The organism is Crinalium epipsammum PCC 9333 (assembly GCF_000317495.1).
GTDB classification, from domain to species: domain Bacteria; phylum Cyanobacteriota; class Cyanobacteriia; order Cyanobacteriales; family PCC-9333; genus Crinalium; species Crinalium epipsammum.
Genome location: NC_019753.1, coordinates 2,830,620 through 2,848,678 on the forward strand (window position 1 = coordinate 2,830,620; position 18,059 = coordinate 2,848,678).

12 protein-coding genes are annotated in these 18,059 nt (G+C 41.9%); 7 read left to right on the top strand and 5 right to left on the bottom strand.

All coding sequences use genetic code 11. From position 1 onward, the window contains the following. Window positions 1-16 precede the first annotated feature (16 nt). Window positions 17-976 carry a hypothetical protein gene (locus CRI9333_RS12300; RefSeq protein WP_015203498.1) on the bottom strand — a complete coding sequence of 320 codons (960 nt, stop codon included), beginning with the start codon at window positions 974-976 and terminating at the stop codon, window positions 17-19. A 392-nt stretch (window positions 977-1,368) separates the two neighbouring features. On the opposite strand from CRI9333_RS12300, the gene CRI9333_RS12305 reads away from it, so the two are divergent. Next, entirely contained in the window at window positions 1,369-2,106 is a 738-nt protein-coding gene (locus CRI9333_RS12305; RefSeq protein ID WP_015203499.1) for a 2-phosphosulfolactate phosphatase family protein, read from the top strand. A 338-nt stretch (window positions 2,107-2,444) separates the two neighbouring features. Here the strand turns inward: CRI9333_RS12305 and CRI9333_RS12310 are convergent, their stop codons facing one another. Further along, window positions 2,445-3,725, bottom strand: coding sequence for a lipid-A-disaccharide synthase-related protein (locus CRI9333_RS12310; RefSeq protein WP_015203500.1), 1,281 nt, complete (start codon window positions 3,723-3,725; stop codon window positions 2,445-2,447). Window positions 3,726-3,953: 228 nt separating this feature from the next. On the opposite strand from CRI9333_RS12310, the gene CRI9333_RS12315 reads away from it, so the two are divergent. Together CRI9333_RS12315 and CRI9333_RS12320 are read left to right on the top strand one after the other, a co-directional pair. Next, on the top strand, window positions 3,954-4,298 hold the full coding sequence (locus CRI9333_RS12315; RefSeq protein ID WP_015203501.1) for a hypothetical protein: 345 nt from the start codon (window positions 3,954-3,956) through the stop codon (window positions 4,296-4,298). Next, window positions 4,295-4,522 carry a hypothetical protein gene (locus CRI9333_RS12320; protein WP_015203502.1) on the top strand — a complete coding sequence of 76 codons (228 nt, stop codon included), beginning with the start codon at window positions 4,295-4,297 and terminating at the stop codon, window positions 4,520-4,522. Before CRI9333_RS12315 ends, CRI9333_RS12320 begins: the two co-directional genes overlap by 4 nt. Here CRI9333_RS12320 and CRI9333_RS26750 read toward each other — a convergent pair. Continuing rightward, window positions 4,519-4,734, bottom strand: coding sequence for a hypothetical protein (locus CRI9333_RS26750; RefSeq protein ID WP_157462318.1), 216 nt, complete (start codon window positions 4,732-4,734; stop codon window positions 4,519-4,521). The two genes, CRI9333_RS12320 and CRI9333_RS26750, sit on opposite strands and share 4 nt — an antisense overlap. 444 nt (window positions 4,735-5,178) lie before the next feature. On the opposite strand from CRI9333_RS26750, the gene CRI9333_RS12325 reads away from it, so the two are divergent. Together CRI9333_RS12325 and CRI9333_RS24915 are read left to right on the top strand one after the other, a co-directional pair. Continuing rightward, entirely contained in the window at window positions 5,179-7,188 is a 2,010-nt protein-coding gene (locus CRI9333_RS12325; RefSeq protein ID WP_015203503.1) for a BamA/TamA family outer membrane protein, read from the top strand. Between the two features lie 61 nt (window positions 7,189-7,249). After that, complete coding sequence (locus CRI9333_RS24915; protein ID WP_083890062.1) at window positions 7,250-9,082, top strand: serine/threonine-protein kinase; 1,833 nt, start codon at window positions 7,250-7,252, stop codon at window positions 9,080-9,082. A 91-nt stretch (window positions 9,083-9,173) separates the two neighbouring features. Here the strand turns inward: CRI9333_RS24915 and CRI9333_RS12335 are convergent, their stop codons facing one another. Then, window positions 9,174-10,361 carry a quinone-dependent dihydroorotate dehydrogenase gene (locus CRI9333_RS12335; RefSeq protein ID WP_015203505.1) on the bottom strand — a complete coding sequence of 396 codons (1,188 nt, stop codon included), beginning with the start codon at window positions 10,359-10,361 and terminating at the stop codon, window positions 9,174-9,176. A 356-nt stretch (window positions 10,362-10,717) separates the two neighbouring features. On the opposite strand from CRI9333_RS12335, the gene CRI9333_RS12340 reads away from it, so the two are divergent. Beyond that, on the top strand, window positions 10,718-13,588 hold the full coding sequence (locus tag CRI9333_RS12340; RefSeq protein WP_015203506.1) for a GAF domain-containing protein: 2,871 nt from the start codon (window positions 10,718-10,720) through the stop codon (window positions 13,586-13,588). 338 nt (window positions 13,589-13,926) lie between these two features. Here the strand turns inward: CRI9333_RS12340 and secA are convergent, their stop codons facing one another. Then, a complete protein-coding gene (gene secA / locus CRI9333_RS12345) occupies window positions 13,927-16,722 on the bottom strand; it encodes a preprotein translocase subunit SecA (RefSeq protein WP_015203507.1) in 2,796 nt (931 codons plus the stop codon). Window positions 16,723-16,983: 261 nt separating this feature from the next. Between secA and CRI9333_RS12350 the strand changes: the two genes are divergently transcribed. Then, window positions 16,984-17,937 carry a S66 peptidase family protein gene (locus tag CRI9333_RS12350; protein ID WP_015203508.1) on the top strand — a complete coding sequence of 318 codons (954 nt, stop codon included), beginning with the start codon at window positions 16,984-16,986 and terminating at the stop codon, window positions 17,935-17,937. Window positions 17,938-18,059 lie beyond the last annotated feature (122 nt).

The window sequence follows — 18,059 nt, forward strand, 5'->3', positions numbered from 1 at the left end:
ACCAAGGTTTTTTAATTTACCCGTTCAAGGCTTCATCCTTAGTTGATGATAAAGATTTTATGGGCGAACCATATAAATCAACGAATCTTTTAAACAGCCACATGGTTTCTTGATTGGAATGTTGACTTGAGTTAAATAAACGGTCTTTATGGGTTTGAGCTAACTTCTTTAAGTAAGGCAAATCTTCAAATAAGGTCAAACAAGAAGCAAAATGTAAAATGACTTGCAATAAGAATTTTGGACATGGTATATTACTGTAAATGTCTATTAAAAACTTATGCTCTGTTTCATTTACAGGGATAACATTAAAGATGACAACGATCCTGTTGTTATTGTAGGCTGGGATATTTAACTCAACAGTATAAGGAGTATGCAATATTAACTGCACTTCAACAATTGGTTGTCTCCAAATCCTCAAAGCGTTAAACTGCGAATCTAAAATTGTTTGAAATTTTACCATTCCTCCCACTGTAGTTGGTTGAATATTGCTAACTTTAATCACCTTCAAGTTATTTAAACTAAAACCATGAATTGTTTCTAAATGTTTGAGGTTTAATAGGTGATAAATTTGACAAATATATGGGAAGGGTAAAAGATATTCTTGCCGAATCATGTGGTATTCTTGCAATTCAAGCGTTCTCGCTTGTACGGCTTCTGCATATCCTTCCTGTTGAGCAGAATTCAAATTAGGGATATACTCTGTGAGTGTATCTACATGATCAGTAGCCAAGCAAGGTTCTGGCTTTAAAGACAGCCAACTTAAAAAGAAGAAGGAAGCTGTCAATAGATGTAGAATTTCTACTGGCGATAAATAACCATCAGCAAAAGCAGCAAGACCGCGATCACTAATTCCAAATAGCCAGGATGGAATACCAAACATCCATATACTATTTCTGAATTTCGCTATTAATTCCGTAACTTCTAAAGCTGGTTGATATTTGGAAGTCTCAATTTGATTTGGTAGCTCAGGCGACATTGTATTTTAAAAATGTATTAAAAAAAGCAATCAAACAGTATTAAAACAGACGAAATAAGCCCATGTAGTGATGCAAAAATCAAACGAAATTTTATTTCGTTTAGAAGATGAGTAGATTCTTCCTGGGAATAAAAACTTACATGGAAGTAGTGATTGATCAGCTACATTACGTCCTGATTCTGACGCTAACAAATATTTTTTTAAAATGCCCTCTATCTCAGGGTGGTCAAGTATTTATACTGAAATAAGAAACTATATTTAAAGAGAGCGAACTGACAAGTCAGCGCTTGCGCTATCGCAAACACGCCAAAAATAAAAAAGCTGAGTGCTGATAGCTGACTGCTGACCGCTATACAATATGATTTGGCAGTTGAGACAGGTACAGCGAAAAAGTGAAGCTATTTATTTACCACACCCCCGAACTTACCCCTGGATCTGAAGTGCCAGAATGTGCGATCGCTGTTGATGTCCTCCGCGCTACCACTACAATAGCAACAGCACTCAATGCAGGTGCAGAAGCAGTGCAAGTCTTCAGTGATCTAGACAAACTGATGAAAGTCAGCGAAGAATGGCAACCAGATAAACGTCTACGCGCTGGGGAAAGAGGCGGAAGCACAGTAGCAGGTTGTGATTTGGGTAACTCTCCCCTCGACTGCACCCCAGAAGTTGTTAAAGGCAAACGCTTATTTCTTACTACTACCAATGGCACACGCGCCTTAAAGCGAGTGCAAGATGCTTCTATAGTCTTAGCAGCAGCATTAATTAATCGCGCCGCCGTCGTTGAGTATGTGTTATCCCAACAACCAGAAACAGTTTGGATAGTCGGTTCAGGTTGGGAAGGTAGTTATTCCTTAGAAGATACAGTTTGTGCAGGTGCGATCGCGCATAGCTTAGTAACACAACTAAACTGTCCGTTAAATGAACTAGCAGGAAATGATGAAGTTATCGCTGCGATCGCACTTTATCGTCAATGGCAAGATAACTTACTAGAAATGTTCCACCACGCCAGTCACGGTCAACGCTTGCTGCGTCTCAATTGCCATGAAGACTTAAAATATTGCTCTCAAACCGATATTTTAGATGTTTTACCTATCCAAACAGAAGCAGGAGTTTTAATTAAAAAAGTCTAAACCAAACAGGGTACTAAGAAAAATTAACAAAAAACTAACTGGACTGATAAAAACAGTCCAGTTAGTTAATCTTAAAGTCTGCAATTCAACTTGACATCTCCTACCGCATCCCACTCAACTAACTCTGCTTTATTTTTAAAGAAGATTACCTCTAACACAGGCAGTAAAACCCTTGGCAAGCCTTCACTTCAGTTAATCTACCTATATTTACTTTTTAACCTGAATAAAGATGAATTAGAGAGCCGAACTTGATATTGGTTTAATCATATAGTTAAATTATTTATCATATATATTCCTATAGCAAGACCTAATATTTGGTATTCATGGATACATATGTATTAACTACTCAAACGTTCCATCAAGCAATTAGAAATTCGACGCGCAGCACCAGGTTCTCCCATTCGCTTTGCTCCATTTTCAGCAATTAACTGTAACCTATCAGGATCACGAAATAAACTTTGCACAGCAGTTGCTACATCAATAGATTGCTTTACTAATATTAAAGATAAACCTAATAAACGACTTTGAGCTTCTGCAAAAGCCGGAGTATATTGGGGACCACTTCCTGGGATAGCGATCGCAGGTTTCCCTAACCCAATAAATTGTTCTGTAGCAGTACCAGCCATTGCAATTGCTACATCACCATTAATTAAACATTTACTATAAGCATTAGTCGTCAAAATTAAACTGCAATTTTCTTTAGTAAATGTTTCTGCTGCGGGATCTTCAACTAAAGAAATTGCTAACTCAGTTACTTCTTCTAGCTTCCTCCAACCTTGACTTACTAAAACTTGGCGCAAAGAGTCTAAATTTAAAGTAGGTGCGATCGCTCCCAGCAAAACTATAGAACGTCGAGAAAAAACTTTAATTAATCCATCCACCGCAAGGATGATTTGTTGCCAATTATCATAAGCTTCTGGAGGTCGAGAACCAGGGAGGAGAGTTATAATTAGCGATCGCTTCGTCTCCTTTAACTCCGCATCTCGCTCATAAAAAATCGCTGGTGGAATTTCTGGTAAGATTCCATCCATCATCGGATTACCCAAATCAAAAGCTGGAATTGACCACTGTTGCAAAATATCAGTTGTCAATTTATCTCTAGGAAACACCGCCTTACATCTGGGGCGACTCATCAACCAACGTTCCCAAGGCAAATAAACAGAACCCCACCAACTTTCTGAACGTTCCCCCCAAGACTTACGGGGTAACACACCAGCTTCATCCCGCAAATAATATTCAGATTTAGCAGTACCAACAAAAGCATAATCACAGCCACTTAACCAAGCAAACAATAACGGTACAATATCCCCAACCGCTAAAATTACCCCACCACTCTTCGCCCAGCTACGCACAGCCTTAAATTGAGCCAACGTCAGTTGTAATAAACCACCCTTAATATCTCGCATCAACTGACGGCTATCCATATAAATAAAGCCACCAGAAGGCATCCTCTGCATTTTCCCAATCACAGGAATGCCTAAGCCAGAATAAGCTTGTCCTTCTCCCACCAAAGGTAAAGCCGCTAAATTGGGGCAATTAGGATGTTGCTGCAATTCCTGCAAAATTCGCACAGCAATTACATCTTCCCCATGACCATTACTCAGACAAAGTAGTTTCATTGTAGGATTTTATCGCAGGTTGGGTTTCTTTTTGTCCACCTAGCATTTTATTAGATACAAGTTTATTGGATATTTCTGTGTTAATAAATAAGTTGCCAATATTATTTTTGTTAGCTTTACTTTAAATTGCGCGATCGCATTCCACTATTCCTGATACAACGAGTGCGATCGCACATAGTGCTATAAAATTTAATACGCTCACGTTTGTTTGATTACAGTAACTATTAAATGGCAAATTTACCTGATGAAACCTTAATAACTGTTGCAAATTTGCTACCACGATTGTTTAATGTAATTAATTTAGCCACAGCTTGTGAGTTCAATCTATTTGAACAGTATGGGGAAACCGAGGAAACTGTATCTGAACTAGAAGAACTCAAAAATGCGGCAGAACGGGCAAGAATGTTTTATAATCGCCTTTACGGGCTAGTATTGCAAGTAGCTGAGTCTCAACCAGTGGCTTCTTTAGCTACAGTTAAATTACTTCAACAGTCAATTGAACAAGCACAAGCTACAGCAGATGCAGTAGAAGCAACAGCACAAGAAACAAAGAGAACTTGGAATCTACCATGAACAATGAAAAAACAATTCCTGATGCTGAAACAAGAGCGCGGAATGTGGCTCGTTGGCGTGAAGTCTGCTTAATGTTTGATAATCTCAATCTCATGTTGGAACAAGCAACGGCTCAAGCTGAGTATGATTTGCAGAATAGTCCTCTTTATGTACGCCGTCGGGAAAGAGTACAGAAACAGTTATTGGCTCAAAAACAATCAAAACTTAGTAGCGAAGTCTCTTAGTAATATAATGATCCACTGATCGCACCCCATCCCATAAAACAAGCGATTTTATCCATACATCCCAAAGTGCGATCACATTCTCTCTTGGCTACAAAGATCGCGATCGCTATTTCATCATAAAAGACATAAAGCGCGTAGGCGTAAACCCGTTGTAGACATCGCATGATCTCTAGATGACAAAGATCGCGATCGCATTGCACCATTACTGACACATCGGCGTGATCGCATGATCTCTAGATAACAAAGATTGCGTTAGCGTCAGCTATCCGTAAAGAATCGCACTTTATCAATCTTGAATTTCGTAAGACTAACCGAATTGCGATCGCATAAGCCGAAAATTTTTGACGAACATCTGCTTACATCCGCTATTAAAAAACAAAATCATTGATTTTTGCAGCAATCCTATTTTTTAACAAGAGATATTTAAGGCAATTTAACAGAGGGAATACCGATCAGCCCCTCCCTATTTTTAATGTGTCAGATCAAATTGTGTCATAGCTACGGAACTTAAGCAGGTTTCTCTGAGTCAGAATTTATATAGTAAAAAATTCCTGAACATACAAACCATTAGCTAATTACAGGGCAAGAGGAACAAACTCCCTCTCTTACCCACAACTGATATTGCTTAACAACACAAACTTAAAAATAGAGATTATATGCGTTTTCCAGTTGTTGCCATCTATACCTTAGTTGCCCTAACTACTTGCGGGTTGCCTTTACAGGCATTTGCTCAATCTAACACTAAGCAAAAACCAGCAAGTGATTATGTAGTACCAGTTGATGAAACGACTGCACCTGTAAACGCCGTTAGCAACTCACCGTCGGTGGTAGTTCCAGCAGCAGCTACTCCAACTTCTAGTAGTACGCTGGTACAAGCACAAACTCCTGCCAAATTAACACCCCCACCTGTTAATGTTCCCACCACATCAACCAAACCTAATACCCAAAAAGATGTGCAGGTAACAGCAACCGATGTGCAAGTTGTGGGCGCTGGCGATGAATTACAGCAGTTTATTAAGAATACAATTACTACTAAAATTGGTAGTGCTACAAGTAAAAGCCAGATAGATAGGGATGTTGCGGTACTGTTAGCAACAGGTTCATTTACCGATGTGCGAGCCACTACCCAAACTACACCTACTGGCATAAAAGTAGTTTACCAAGTGCAACCAATAGTTGTGCGATCGCTCCAGCTTTCCGGCGCAAAAGTCCTCACACCCGCAATAGCCAACGACTTATTTAAAGCTCAATTAGGCACAACAATCAACCCTGCCTTAATCCGTCAAAGTATTGAACAACTACAACAGTGGTATGCCAAAAACGGCTATGTTTTAGCGCAAGTAGCAACAGTACGCCCCAGTAATCAAGGAGTAATCTTAATTGAAGTTGCTGAGGGTGTAGTTGGGGATGTTAATTTCCGATTTTTAGATAAAGATAGCAAACCAATAGCAGGTCGTACAAAACAAGACTTCTTGACTAACAAATTGCAAGTCAAGCCAGGTGAAGTTTTTCAAGTAAATGCAGCGCGTACAGACTTACAATCACTCTACAAGTTAGGACTATTTGAAAAAGTAGACATTGCCCTAACTGGTGATGCTACAAAAGCTAATGTCACCTACGACTTAACAGAAATTCCTGCCCGTTCGATTAATGCAGGTGGCGGTTACAATTCTGACAATGGTTTAGTAGGTACAATCAGTTACAAAGACCGCAACTTTAGTGGAATTAATCAACAGTTGGGTGTAAGTGTACAAGCAGGTACTCGTGACTTACAATTTGATACCAGCTTTAGCAACCCCTTTAATCCCAGTGATCCCAACAAACTAGGATATACAATTAATGCCTTTCGTCGTCGCGGTTTTTCTCAAACCTTTGACGAAGATATTAAATTACCTAATGGTGACTCAGTACGTCAAGGACAATTTGGGGGCGGTATTACATTTAGCAAACCAATAGATCAATGGCAAGCATCACTTGGTTTGAACTATACCCGCACCAGTATACGCGATCGCTCTGGTAATATTTCCCCAGTAGATGCCAAAGGCAACCAGCTAACTTTTAGTAACACTGGTATGGATGACCTAGTAACATTATCTGCGGGTGTCGTTAGAGATGAACGTAACAACCCCATTAGCCCCACCCAAGGCTCAGTATTTAGTTTAACCACACAACAATCTATCCCTGTCGGCAACGGTAACATTTTAATGAACCGTATCGAAGGTAACTATAGCCAGTACATCCCCGCAGGTTTAATTAATGCAGGTACAGACAAGCAAGATGTCCTAGCCTTTAACATCCAAGGTGGTACTACAATTGGTGATTTACCACCCTACCAAGCCTTTAACATTGGTGGGATTAACTCAGTACGCGGTTATCAAAATGGTGACGTTGCCAGTGGACGCAGTTTCGTCCTAGCCTCAGCCGAATACCGCTTTCCAGTATTCTCAGTTATAGGTGGTGTCTTATTTGCTGACTATGGTACAGATTTAGGTTCTAGCGATACTGTCCCTGGACAACCAGGAGTTGATCGCGGCAAACCTGGCAATGGCTTCGGTTACGGGGCTGGGATGCGCGTTAACTCACCAATTGGACTAATTCGCGCCGACTTTGGCATCACCGATCAAGGGCAAAGTAAAATACAATTTGGAATTGGGCAACGCTTCTAAATAAAGTATGAAGTATGAGGTATTTTTTATACTTCATCGTTTATACTTTTTATTTTTAATGATGAAATCCCAAGTCACCAAAAAATTACAAAAGGGTAAATATACCCTAGAACAAGTTCTAGGACAGGGCGGCTTTGGCATTACTTATAAAGCCATACATCACTATTTGAAACACCCAGTAGTGATAAAAACCCTTAACGAGTCCTTACAGTACCGTTCTGACTTTGAGCGGTTCCTTTCCCAATTTCAGGATGAAGCCAGACGTTTAGCGTTATGTGTTCATCCTAATATTGTGCGGGTGATTGACTTCTTTCACGACGAAGGAATGCCCTACTTAGTCATGGACTACATTCCTGGTTTAACCCTCAAACAAGTTGTATTTCCAGATAACCCACTCAAGGAAGCTATAGCCGTCCACTACATCCGGCAAATTGGCTTTGCTTTAAGAGTTGTCCATCAACAAAAATTACTACATCGGGATGTCAAGCCAGATAATATTGTCTTGCGCCAAGGCACTCACGAAGTAGTATTAATTGATTTTGGTATAGCGCGAGAGTTTACTCCAGGCGTAACTCAGACCCATACCAGTTTAGTTTCTGAAGGCTATGCCCCCATTGAACAGTATCTAGACAAAGAAAAGCGCACAACCGCAACCGATGTCTATGCCCTAGCTGCTACGCTTTACACTTTATTAACTGCAACAGTCCCAACACCAGCCGTTTTGAGAGATAGGCAACCAATCCCAGAACCAAGGGAATTGCAACCAGAACTAAGTGCGGCTGTGAATCAAGCGGTGATGCGGGGGATGGCGATTGAAACTAAATATCGACCCAGCACTATAGACGAGTGGTTAAATCTTCTACCTACAGACTTAGATGTTCCGGCAAATCCTGGCGTTACTCAGTCAGTTGCTAATCAGGCAGCAGGAACACAGGCGTTTATTCCCCAAAATCCATCATTACAAGGTCAGCCACCTCCAAAGTCGCTGATTTCTTTCTTGCCTAAATTGAGTGTTCCTCATACGGCAATTGTTGGAGTAGCGGCTATCACAACCTTAGTAACTATTTCTGTAGCTGCTGTCAAACAAGAACCTCAGCCGTCCCCATCCCCATCAGTTATCCAGCCTAGCAGTACTCCCACGGTTGAAAATATTACCGCGTCCCCAGAACCATCCCCATCACCTGTTGAGCAACAAAGTAATGGCTCAACTCAGAATAATACAGATGTGCCAGTAACTCAGCCGAGACCTCGATCAGCATCTCAGACAATACCAGTGATTAGGCGCGATACTCCTGCGGAGTCGCTACGCGATCGCACCTCCTCAGATTTACCCTCAACTCCAGCCCAAATTGAATCATCCTCTGCCGACCAAGAACAGCCAACCGTTTCCAGGCGTAGGCGGCGCTATACTTACACCCAAGATCAATCACCAGTTAACGTACAGCAGACACAACCATCTGTGTCTAACCCCGAACCTGAACCAGCGCCCGTAGCCAGAAAATCATCTAGATATTACTCTCAACCAGTATCCCTACCAAGAAAATCATCTAGATATTACTCCCAACCAGCATCCGTACCAAGAAAGTCATCTAGATATTACTCCCAACCAGCATCCGTACAGAAAAAATCATCTAAATATTACTCTCAACCAGTACCAACATCTCTAGATAGCCAAAAATCTGTTTCTTCTGAGCGACAGTCGCCAATACAACAACAGCCACCAGCACCCCCGCGCCAACGCAAGCAACTTGTAGTTGATCAATCATCTTCCAATAATTTCACATCCCCAGAGTCAGACTACAAACAGGATCAGGTGGATCAAGAATCTCAAGCTGCAACTGACAACAACAAGCCACCCAAACCCTTTCAAGGGAAGAAAGACAAGGATGATTAAATCAACACTTTTCTACCAACAAATCAAATACCCGCTTTTTGACATTATTTTGAGCCAGCAAATTTAATGCTTCCACAATAGGTAAGTAGAATTACAATTTGGCATCTAATCCAATTGCCTCAGATATAGAAGCTAATTTATGTTCTTCCAATTTTTGTAAAAGTCCTTCCATAATTCGGCGTACTATCCAGGGACCTTGATAAATCCAGCCAGTGTACAACTGAAGAAGGGAAGCACCTGCTGTAATTTTTTGCCAAGCATCTTCTGGGGTAAAAATACCACCAACACCGATAATGGGTAGTTTGCCTTGAGTTTGTTGCCAAATAAAGCGTATCACTTCGGTAGAGCGATCGCGCAGAGGTAAACCACTAATTCCCCCAGCTTCCTCGCGAATGTTGTTACCAGTAGCTTTAAGGACTTGGGTATTTAAATTTTCACGACTGATAGTAGTATTAGTAGCGATGATACCAGCTAGATTGTATCGTTGGGCAATAGTTAACACATCTGCGATCGCATCGAATTCTAAATCGGGAGCAATTTTGACTAAGATAGGTTTGTGTCCTTGATTTTCGCTCTGTAGTGTGTCTAGGATCACAGCTAATTGCTCAGAAGATTGCAGCGATCGCAAACCTGGAGTATTAGGCGAACTAACATTCACTACAAAATAGTCTCCCAAATCCTTAAGCAAATTAAAACTATTTAAGTAATCACTTGCAGCTTCATCTATTGGAGTTATTTTAGATTTACCTAGATTAATCCCTCTAGGAAAACAACGCTGAGTACTACCTGCTAAGTGGCTGTTTTCTTGCCTGGTGATTGTTTCTGTCCAGCCCCCAGTCATGAGCCTAGTTTGCAAATTTTTTGCCATTACCTCCGCACCTTGATTATTAAATCCCATACGATTCAAGGCAGCTTGGTCATTTGGTAAGCGAAACAAACGAGGGCGAGGATTTCCAGGCTGTGGATGAAATGTGACAGTACCCAATTCTGTAAAACCAAAACCCATGAATCTCCAAATTCCAGCCGCAACAGCATCTTTATCAAATCCTGCTGCCAAACCCACAGGGTTATCAAATTTTAGCCCCCAAAGAATTTGTTCCAAACGTGGATTTTGTAGGCAAAAAGATTGCTGGAACTGAGATTTAATCCAAATAGCTTGGAAGCTATCAGATTGATCTAACCAACTCAATACTCGGAGAGTTTGCTGATGTAACGATTCAGGATCGGCATTTAAACCAGAAAACAAAATCGGACGAATAGCTAATTGATAAATATCCAAAGTTCTAAACCCAAAATAATCAATTTATAGATAACTATTTTCCTGAAAATGACAATATCAAAACTTACGCAATAATAAAATCAGCAATTTTACTTTTTAGCTAAATAAGTCAACCTAATGAAATATTAGATGTAATCTTCGCACTCCCTCTGCTTCCCCTGCCCCTCTGCTTGCCACTATATTATGTTTTATTAAGTGGATCTACTGAGTAAATACGGAAACTTTGCTTTCCTGGATTGCGGATTCTACGATTAAAATGCGTAAATTCAGAATATACCATCTTTACTCAGAGCATCCCAGATAATACAAGTTATATAGATTTCTGTAATCGCCTTCTGCCATCACATTTTAAAAACATGGGTCAGCAAGAAATTCAGACGACCTACGACAAACAACTGGTTACATTGGGGCGTGTCCTTCAAACTATACGTGAAGAGGAAAAGGTAGAAACTCTCACGGAAGCGACCCTAGATTACCTCAAAGGAGAATTTAACTATCGCTTAATCTGGCTCGGTCTTTATGACCGTGTAGAACACCGTTTGGTGGGCAAAGGGGGCATCACACCAACAGGCGATGTGAAATTCCTCAAACAAAAGTTTTCTCTGGCTCCAGGCGACTTATTAGAGCAGGTAGTAATCCAATTGCGACCATTAAGTATTCCCGACCTGCGAACAGAAGGGCGGGCTGGGGAATGGGGTCGAGCGGCTACTGAATTTGGGATTCAGGGGACACTGGTATTTCCTTTGCGCTATAAAGATCGGTGTTTTGGTGTTGTGATGCTGGGATCGCATCTGTGGGGAACTACTCCCCGTACAAGCGAAAAAGCCCAATTATCATTGCTTTTTGGGGGATTAGCTACTAAGCTCTACCAAATGGAGGTGGAATGGCAACACGCTTCAATCAAGCGTCCAGATCAATCCTTATTTCAAATGTTGGAGCAGCTACAAAGCCTGCCAACCCTAGCTAATCGCTTGGATGTGCTGGTGAACACGACCCATGAATTTGTAGCGCCGACGCGGACAAATCTTTACTGGTATTCTCCAGATAAACGTTACTTTTGGCAAAAAGTTGGTAATCGGCAGACTGCTCGTAAATTAAAAGATCCAGACAGTAGTTCCCCTGGATTGAATGTCCAAGATGTGAGTGAGTTTTATTTGGCTTTAGCAGCAGGTCAGACAGTCGCCATTGGTTCTAGCAAAAGCCCCTTAAATGCTGAGGTGACAGGTACTTTGCTGTCACGATTTCGGGCGCGGTCTATACTAGCTGCACCAGTTTTAGTAAAAGGGGAACTGGTGGGTTTTTTGGCGGTGGAAGACAATGAAGCTCGGATTTGGGAAGATTCAGAAACTCATTATGTCCGTGCTACTGCCCAGATTGTTGTTTTAATTGCAGGCAAGGAGGATGTAGAAGCCATCCTTCAGGAAACTCAAAAAGATACCAATTTAATCGGTGAAGTTGCTAGTTCTATGGCGGAGTATCCTGAACCAGAGATAGGAATCAGGCAAGCTGCGGAACTGATATTAAATCGTTTTGGTGTTGAACGTTTCTTAGTGTTGCAAGCTATAGAAGTAGCTTCAACAGTAGAATATGCCGTTTTGTATCAACAACAGCCACCGAAGCGATCGCCCCTTAACGCTCCTTTAGCAGCACTTGCTTACGATTCTTGGCAGTTAATCCATGAAAGCTCAGAAGTACTGGCAATTGAGGATTTGGAAAAAGATCAGCGACTTGGAGAATGGCGAGAATCCTTATTGAAGTTGGGAATGCGATCGCTATTAGTCTGTCGCACAGGCAATATTCAAAATAATTCTTTACTAATCGTTGCACATGGAACTTCCCGCACTTGGAATCCTACTGAACGGCGATTAGTTGGGATAGTTGCTCAACAAATTGGCGTGTTACTGAAAAATTTAGAGCTTCAAAATATTACTGATAATTTATTAATTGCCAATAAAACACTACAAGAAGGATTAACCGCACTATTAAGTGGTTCGGCAGATCCCAAATCTTTTGAACGTGCCTGGATAAAATATCTAGCTAAGTTAATGGCATCTTCCTTTATAGGGATTTTAGGGTGGATGCCCCAAAAACCAAATCAAAGCAAGCAAAAATCCTTAGTTTTACAATCAACAGTTATTAACGATCCTCGTTTTGGTGTCGCCAACGCTCCCATTCCTTTGAGCGATCCATTAATTCGGGAAGCGATCGCCACAAGAGGCTTCATAGTTCGCAAACTTAACGAGCTACCAGCCGAAACTAGCAATTGGCTCAAACATAATGGTACTGGTCAGCTATTACTCATACCTCTACTTAGTAGTTCCAAAACCCTACCCACTGGTATTTTGCTATTAGTTGATTCCAGTGAAAATCAGTGGTCGCCACAAATACTTCAATCATTGGAAACCTTAGTCAGGCAGTTTACTTGGTTACGCCAGTACCGCCGTCTGAGCAACACAATGGCTAATGACATCCGAGAATTAGAACAGCTTAACTGGTACAAACACCGTTGCTTAGAAATGCTGCATTATGCTGTCGCTAGCAGTGTTAGCCAACTACTATCTGAATACTCAGACCAAGGACAGTCAAACGGCGATCCCACTATCAAGCGTATGCGTGCCACACAAATTTTACACAACTTAGAAAGCACACTCACGCCCCTTAGCCCATTACTTAATGAGGAACAGTGGCAGACAAATCCTCATGTCAGTGCTGTACTTTTAGGAGGTTTATTCAAGCGGTTGCTGCGTCGTGTCGAGCCTCTGTTCAATCAGCGTCAGCTAACTGTAATGGTAAAAAATATTGGAAGTACCAGCATATCTGCAAATCAACTCAAGCTTGAATGTATACTTTTTGATATTTTGCTGACTGCGTGTTATAAGGCTAAATCTGGAAATAGAATTGATATTTGGTGTCGCCCTCTAGATGCCGAAGCATGGAATAGGGAACAAGCTAGTAGAAACTTAAATCAAAATAATGCTGAAGCGGGTTTTATAGAATTGTTGATTGCTGATAGCCAGCCGAATAAAACTAGCTCTGAAAACCTAGAATTTTTTGCAAATAAAGACAAGAACCCTCAAGGCGTTAATATTAATTTAATAGAGCAACCACCTAGTCGGCAACTCAAAATTTGCCAAATTATTTTACGTTCTTGGGGAGGAGACGCTCAGTTTTATCAATTAGAAAATAGTCACTTTCTTAGTAGATTAATTTTTAAAGTTGAGCGTTAGATATATAGCCATTAGCAGTTAGCTTTAACTGTTCTTTTATTAAACCGCCAAGACGCAAAGGACGCGAAGCAAGAGAAAGAAGATTTAATTTGTTCCCAGGATAAACCCTTGAATAGCAAAAGATTTGATCAAAGCTGATACGCGATCTGCTGACTGCTATAGCGGTTAATCCTTTCTCACTAAAAGATTACCGATGATATTCTTCTTCTTTCTTAGCGTCCTTTGCGTCTAAAACGCTGGCGCGTTTCGCTTCGCTAAGGCGGTTTTTCTCTCTAGGTATTCTTTGGGCGGGAAGGGAGGATAAGTTTTCTCCCCTCTCCCCTCTCTCCTCTCCCCTCTTAAACTGCTTGCGGTTGAACTTGTGGTTGGAATTGGAACAATGAGTAAACTACATTCCGACGAATATCCGTCATCATGTCCAAGAACATTTCATAACCTTCTTGTTTGTACTCAATTAGTGGGTCTTTTTGACCATAACCGCGCAAACCAACAGACTCCCGCAGAGAATCCATTCCTTGCAGGTGTTCCCGCCACAAAGTATCAATTTGCTGCAAGATGAAAAAGCGTTCTGCTTGTCGCATCAAACCAGGCTGAATCTGATCTACCTGTGCTTCTTTGAGGTCGTAAGCTTTCCGAACTTCTTCAGACATGAAGGTTTTAATTTGTTCTACTGTCATATCATCCAGATGTTCTGGTTCAAGATCTGCCAGTAAATAAACAAATTCTTTCACTTTCCCTACCAAGCTGTTAATATCCCATTCTTCAGGTGGTAGTTCAGGGTTAACGTAAGCATCAACGATGTCTTCCATCGTCTTTTCAGCATAAGCAATCACCTGTTCTTTCAAGTCTAAACCTTCTAAAACTCTACGCCGTTCCGCATAAATTGCCCGACGCTGATTGTTCATCACCTCGTCGTACTCAAACACCTGTTTACGGATGTCGTAGTAATAGGTTTCGACTTTTTTCTGCGCTCCTTCTAAGCTGCGAGTCAGCATACCCGATTCAATCGGCATATCTTCCTCTACTCGGAAAGCATTCATTAACCCAGCGACGCGATCGCCTCCGAAAATCCGCAACAAGCTATCATCTAAACTTAAGAAAAATCTTGCACTGCCTGGATCACCTTGGCGACCTGCACGACCGCGCAATTGGTTGTCAATTCGACGTGATTCATGGCGTTCTGTACCAATTACGTGCAGTCCTCCTATTTCAACTACCTCATCATGTTCACGCTTAGTGAACTGTTCATAATCTTTACGGAGTTGCTTATAAGCTGCCCGCATTTGTTGAATCGCTAAATCATCTACTGGAGCATTTTCGGCAGCAACAGCTATAACATCCTCTGCCTCCAATTCCGACAAACTCCGCTCCCCATATTTCTGTACTGCCGAATCTACTGCCTGTTTGAGCAGTTGTTCTGTTTCTTTTGACAACTTCGTGGGGAAAATCTCCTGAGATGCCTTCCAATTCTTAACCTTCTTACCAGGAGCAAAGCCTTGTGCTGGTGCGCGACCCCCTCCTGCCCCAGGAACGCGCGTTGTTGCAAACGCATCCTCTTCTTCGGGTTGGACAACGCGCGGCATGAAGAACTCTCTGATCTTCAGACGTGCCATGTAGTCAGCATTACCACCCAAAATAATGTCTGTACCTCTACCAGCCATATTCGTAGAGATTGTCACCGCATTTTTACGTCCAGCTTGGGCGATAATTTCCGACTCACGTTCCACATTTTCCGGCTTGGCGTTGAGCAGATTATGGGGAACTTCTAACTGATTTAACAACTGCGAGAGGACTTCAGACTTTTCTACACTGGTTGTTCCAACTAATACCGGACGACCCATCTGATTCATTTCAGCGCACTCTTGCGCCACCGCACGCCACTTCGCTATTTCACTCTTGTAAACCACATCCGCGACATCTACACGCTGGGAATTGCGGTTAGTTGGAATGATTGTTACTTGCAGCTTGTAGATTTTTTCTAGTTCTGCTTCTTCAGTCTTAGCTGTTCCGGTCATCCCAGATAACTTGGGGTACAGCAAGAAAAAGTTTTGATAGGTAATTGTGGCTAAAGTCTGGGTTTCATTTTGAATTTCTACCCTTTCCTTTGCTTCAATAGCTTGGTGTAAGCCATCACTCCAGCGTCGTCCAGGTAGTACCCGACCTGTAAATTCATCCACAATTACAACTTCGTCATTGCGGACAATATAGTTGACATCGAGGAGAAACAGTTCTTTAGCTTTAATGGCGTTGAAGAGATAGTGCGCCCAAGGGTCATTGGGGTCATACAAGTCAGTAACCCCTAATAACCGTTCAGCCTCGGCAAAACCCTCATCAGTCATCAGAACGTTACGCGCCTTTTCATCAACTTCGTAATGCTCTTCTTTTTTCAGTTGTTGAGCAATTTCTGAAGCTTGAATGTATTTTTCAGTGGGACGTTCTACCTGTCCAGAGATAATTAGAGGAGTTCTTGCTTCATCAATTAATACTGAGTCTACTTCGTCGATGATGCAGAAATTAAAGGGGCGTTGCACAACATCAACCATCGAGGTTGCCATGTTGTCACGCAGATAGTCGAATCCTAACTCACTGTTAGTTGCGTAGGTAACATCACACCCATAGTTTTTCTTACGCTCATTGGGTCCCATACTACTTTGGATCAAGCCTACAGTTAATCCTAAGAAGCGATGTACTTGCCCCATCCATTCTGCGTCACGGCGGGCAAGGTAGTCGTTTACCGTTACAACGTGAACGCCTTTACCACTTATGGCGTTAAGGTAAGCGGGTAGGGTAGAAACAAGAGTTTTTCCCTCCCCTGTTTTCATCTCCGCTATCTGACCTTTGTGCAGTACAATTCCACCTAATAACTGCACATCAAAGTGGCGCATACCTAAAACCCGCCGTCCTGCTTCTCGCACAACAGCAAAAGCTTCTGGCAAAATTTCATCTAACAGTTCCTCTTCTTGGCGCAGTGTCTTCGCTTTTTGAAGTCGCTGTTTGAATTCTGCGGTTTTGCCTTTGAGTTGTTCGTCAGACAGCGCTTGGATTTCTTCTTCCAAAACGTTAACGTCTGCCACAAAAGGCTGGTATTTTTTAAGCTTGCGAGCGTTAGGATTGCCTAGTAAATTTTTCAACATAGCAGGAGGGGGGGACTTTTGAAACGAAGAACTTTATGAAGTGTGAAGTATTAATTTAAAAACTACCGTTGAATAACCCTTTCTGGGTATAAGAAAGCTGTGTATATAAGCCTTCAACCTAGTTAGCGGCAACAACTAGGCTTTAGAGATTTGATCCTCCAAAATTAATCGTATCATTTTCCTGAATACCAATACTGTACGGGCATCCGCCTGATGAAAATTGGATAGCCACATTTCACTTTACTAGCTGCGATTTTAAATATGAACTTATGTCAACCACCACCACCACTAAAACCAGGTGATTTGCTCAGAGTTATTGCTCCTAGTGGGGCGCTGCGAGAGTTTGAGGCTTTCCAAAAGGGTGTAGAGGTTTGGCGATCGCACGGCTACCGAGTAGAATTTTGCCAGGGTTTTGATCGTCAATGGGGATACCTTGCAGGTACAGATTTTGAGAGACGAGAGCAGCTTAAGATAGCTTGGACAGACCCCGAATGTCGTGGCATTCTCTGCGCTAGAGGTGGTTATGGTAGCGCTCGGTTACTGGAAGATTGGACTTGGATTTTAGGACAGGGTAGCAGGGAGGAAATCCTAAATTCTAAGTGGTTGATAGGTTTTTCTGATGTCACAGGGTTGCTGTGGAGTTTAGCAACAGTAGGAGTTTCAGGCGTTCATGCTCCGGTATTGACAACTATAGCCTCTGAGCCAGATTGGTCTATTAGGCGATTATTTGACTGGGTAGAAGGACGTTCTTTAGAACCTTTGACTGGTAGTGGTTGGGGCGGTGGAAAGGTTTCTGGGATTTTGTTACCAGCGAATTTGACTGTAGCAACTCATTTACTAGGGACACCAATTCAACCGTCGCTGGAGGGCGTAATTCTCGTTCTTGAGGATGTCACCGAAGCGCCTTATCGGATTGATAGAATGTTGACACAATGGCGTTTAACAGGTGCTATAAAGCAAGTCCGAGGAATTGCTTTAGGGCGCTTTAGCCGATGTCAAGCGCCCCAAGATGTGCCTAGTTTAACTGTTGAAGAAGTGTTGCGCGATCGCATGAGCGATCTCAACATCCCGATTGTCTCTGACCTCCCCTTCGGTCACGATGGCAGCAACGCTGCTTTACCCGTCGGTGTTATGGCGGTTTTGGATGGTGATCAAGGTTCATTGTCAGTGATGAGAGGGAGGGGAGAGGAGGGAGGAGAGAGGAGTAGGTTTTAGATGCCGATCAAAGTTCCTTGTCAGCGTTAAAAACTCTCCGAAATTGATAATTGTTAATTGATAATTGATAATTGATTCAGTGGTAAGATAACAAATGCTTTTAATAAACTATCTATAGTGGG

Excerpts from the sequence above, each read along its gene's own strand:
- CRI9333_RS12340 (WP_015203506.1), top strand. The coding sequence starts at position 10,718 with ATGGGTCAGCAAGAAATTCAGACGACCTACGACAAACAACTGGTTACA.
- secA (WP_015203507.1), bottom strand. The coding sequence starts at position 16,722 with ATGTTGAAAAATTTACTAGGCAATCCTAACGCTCGCAAGCTTAAAAAA.
- CRI9333_RS12350 (WP_015203508.1), top strand. The coding sequence starts at position 16,984 with ATGAACTTATGTCAACCACCACCACCACTAAAACCAGGTGATTTGCTC.
- CRI9333_RS12325 (WP_015203503.1), top strand. The coding sequence starts at position 5,179 with ATGCGTTTTCCAGTTGTTGCCATCTATACCTTAGTTGCCCTAACTACT.
- CRI9333_RS24915 (WP_083890062.1), top strand. The coding sequence starts at position 7,250 with ATGAAATCCCAAGTCACCAAAAAATTACAAAAGGGTAAATATACCCTA.
- CRI9333_RS12315 (WP_015203501.1), top strand. The coding sequence starts at position 3,954 with ATGGCAAATTTACCTGATGAAACCTTAATAACTGTTGCAAATTTGCTA.
- CRI9333_RS12320 (WP_015203502.1), top strand. The coding sequence starts at position 4,295 with ATGAACAATGAAAAAACAATTCCTGATGCTGAAACAAGAGCGCGGAAT.
- CRI9333_RS12300 (WP_015203498.1), bottom strand. The coding sequence starts at position 976 with ATGTCGCCTGAGCTACCAAATCAAATTGAGACTTCCAAATATCAACCA.
- CRI9333_RS12310 (WP_015203500.1), bottom strand. The coding sequence starts at position 3,725 with ATGAAACTACTTTGTCTGAGTAATGGTCATGGGGAAGATGTAATTGCT.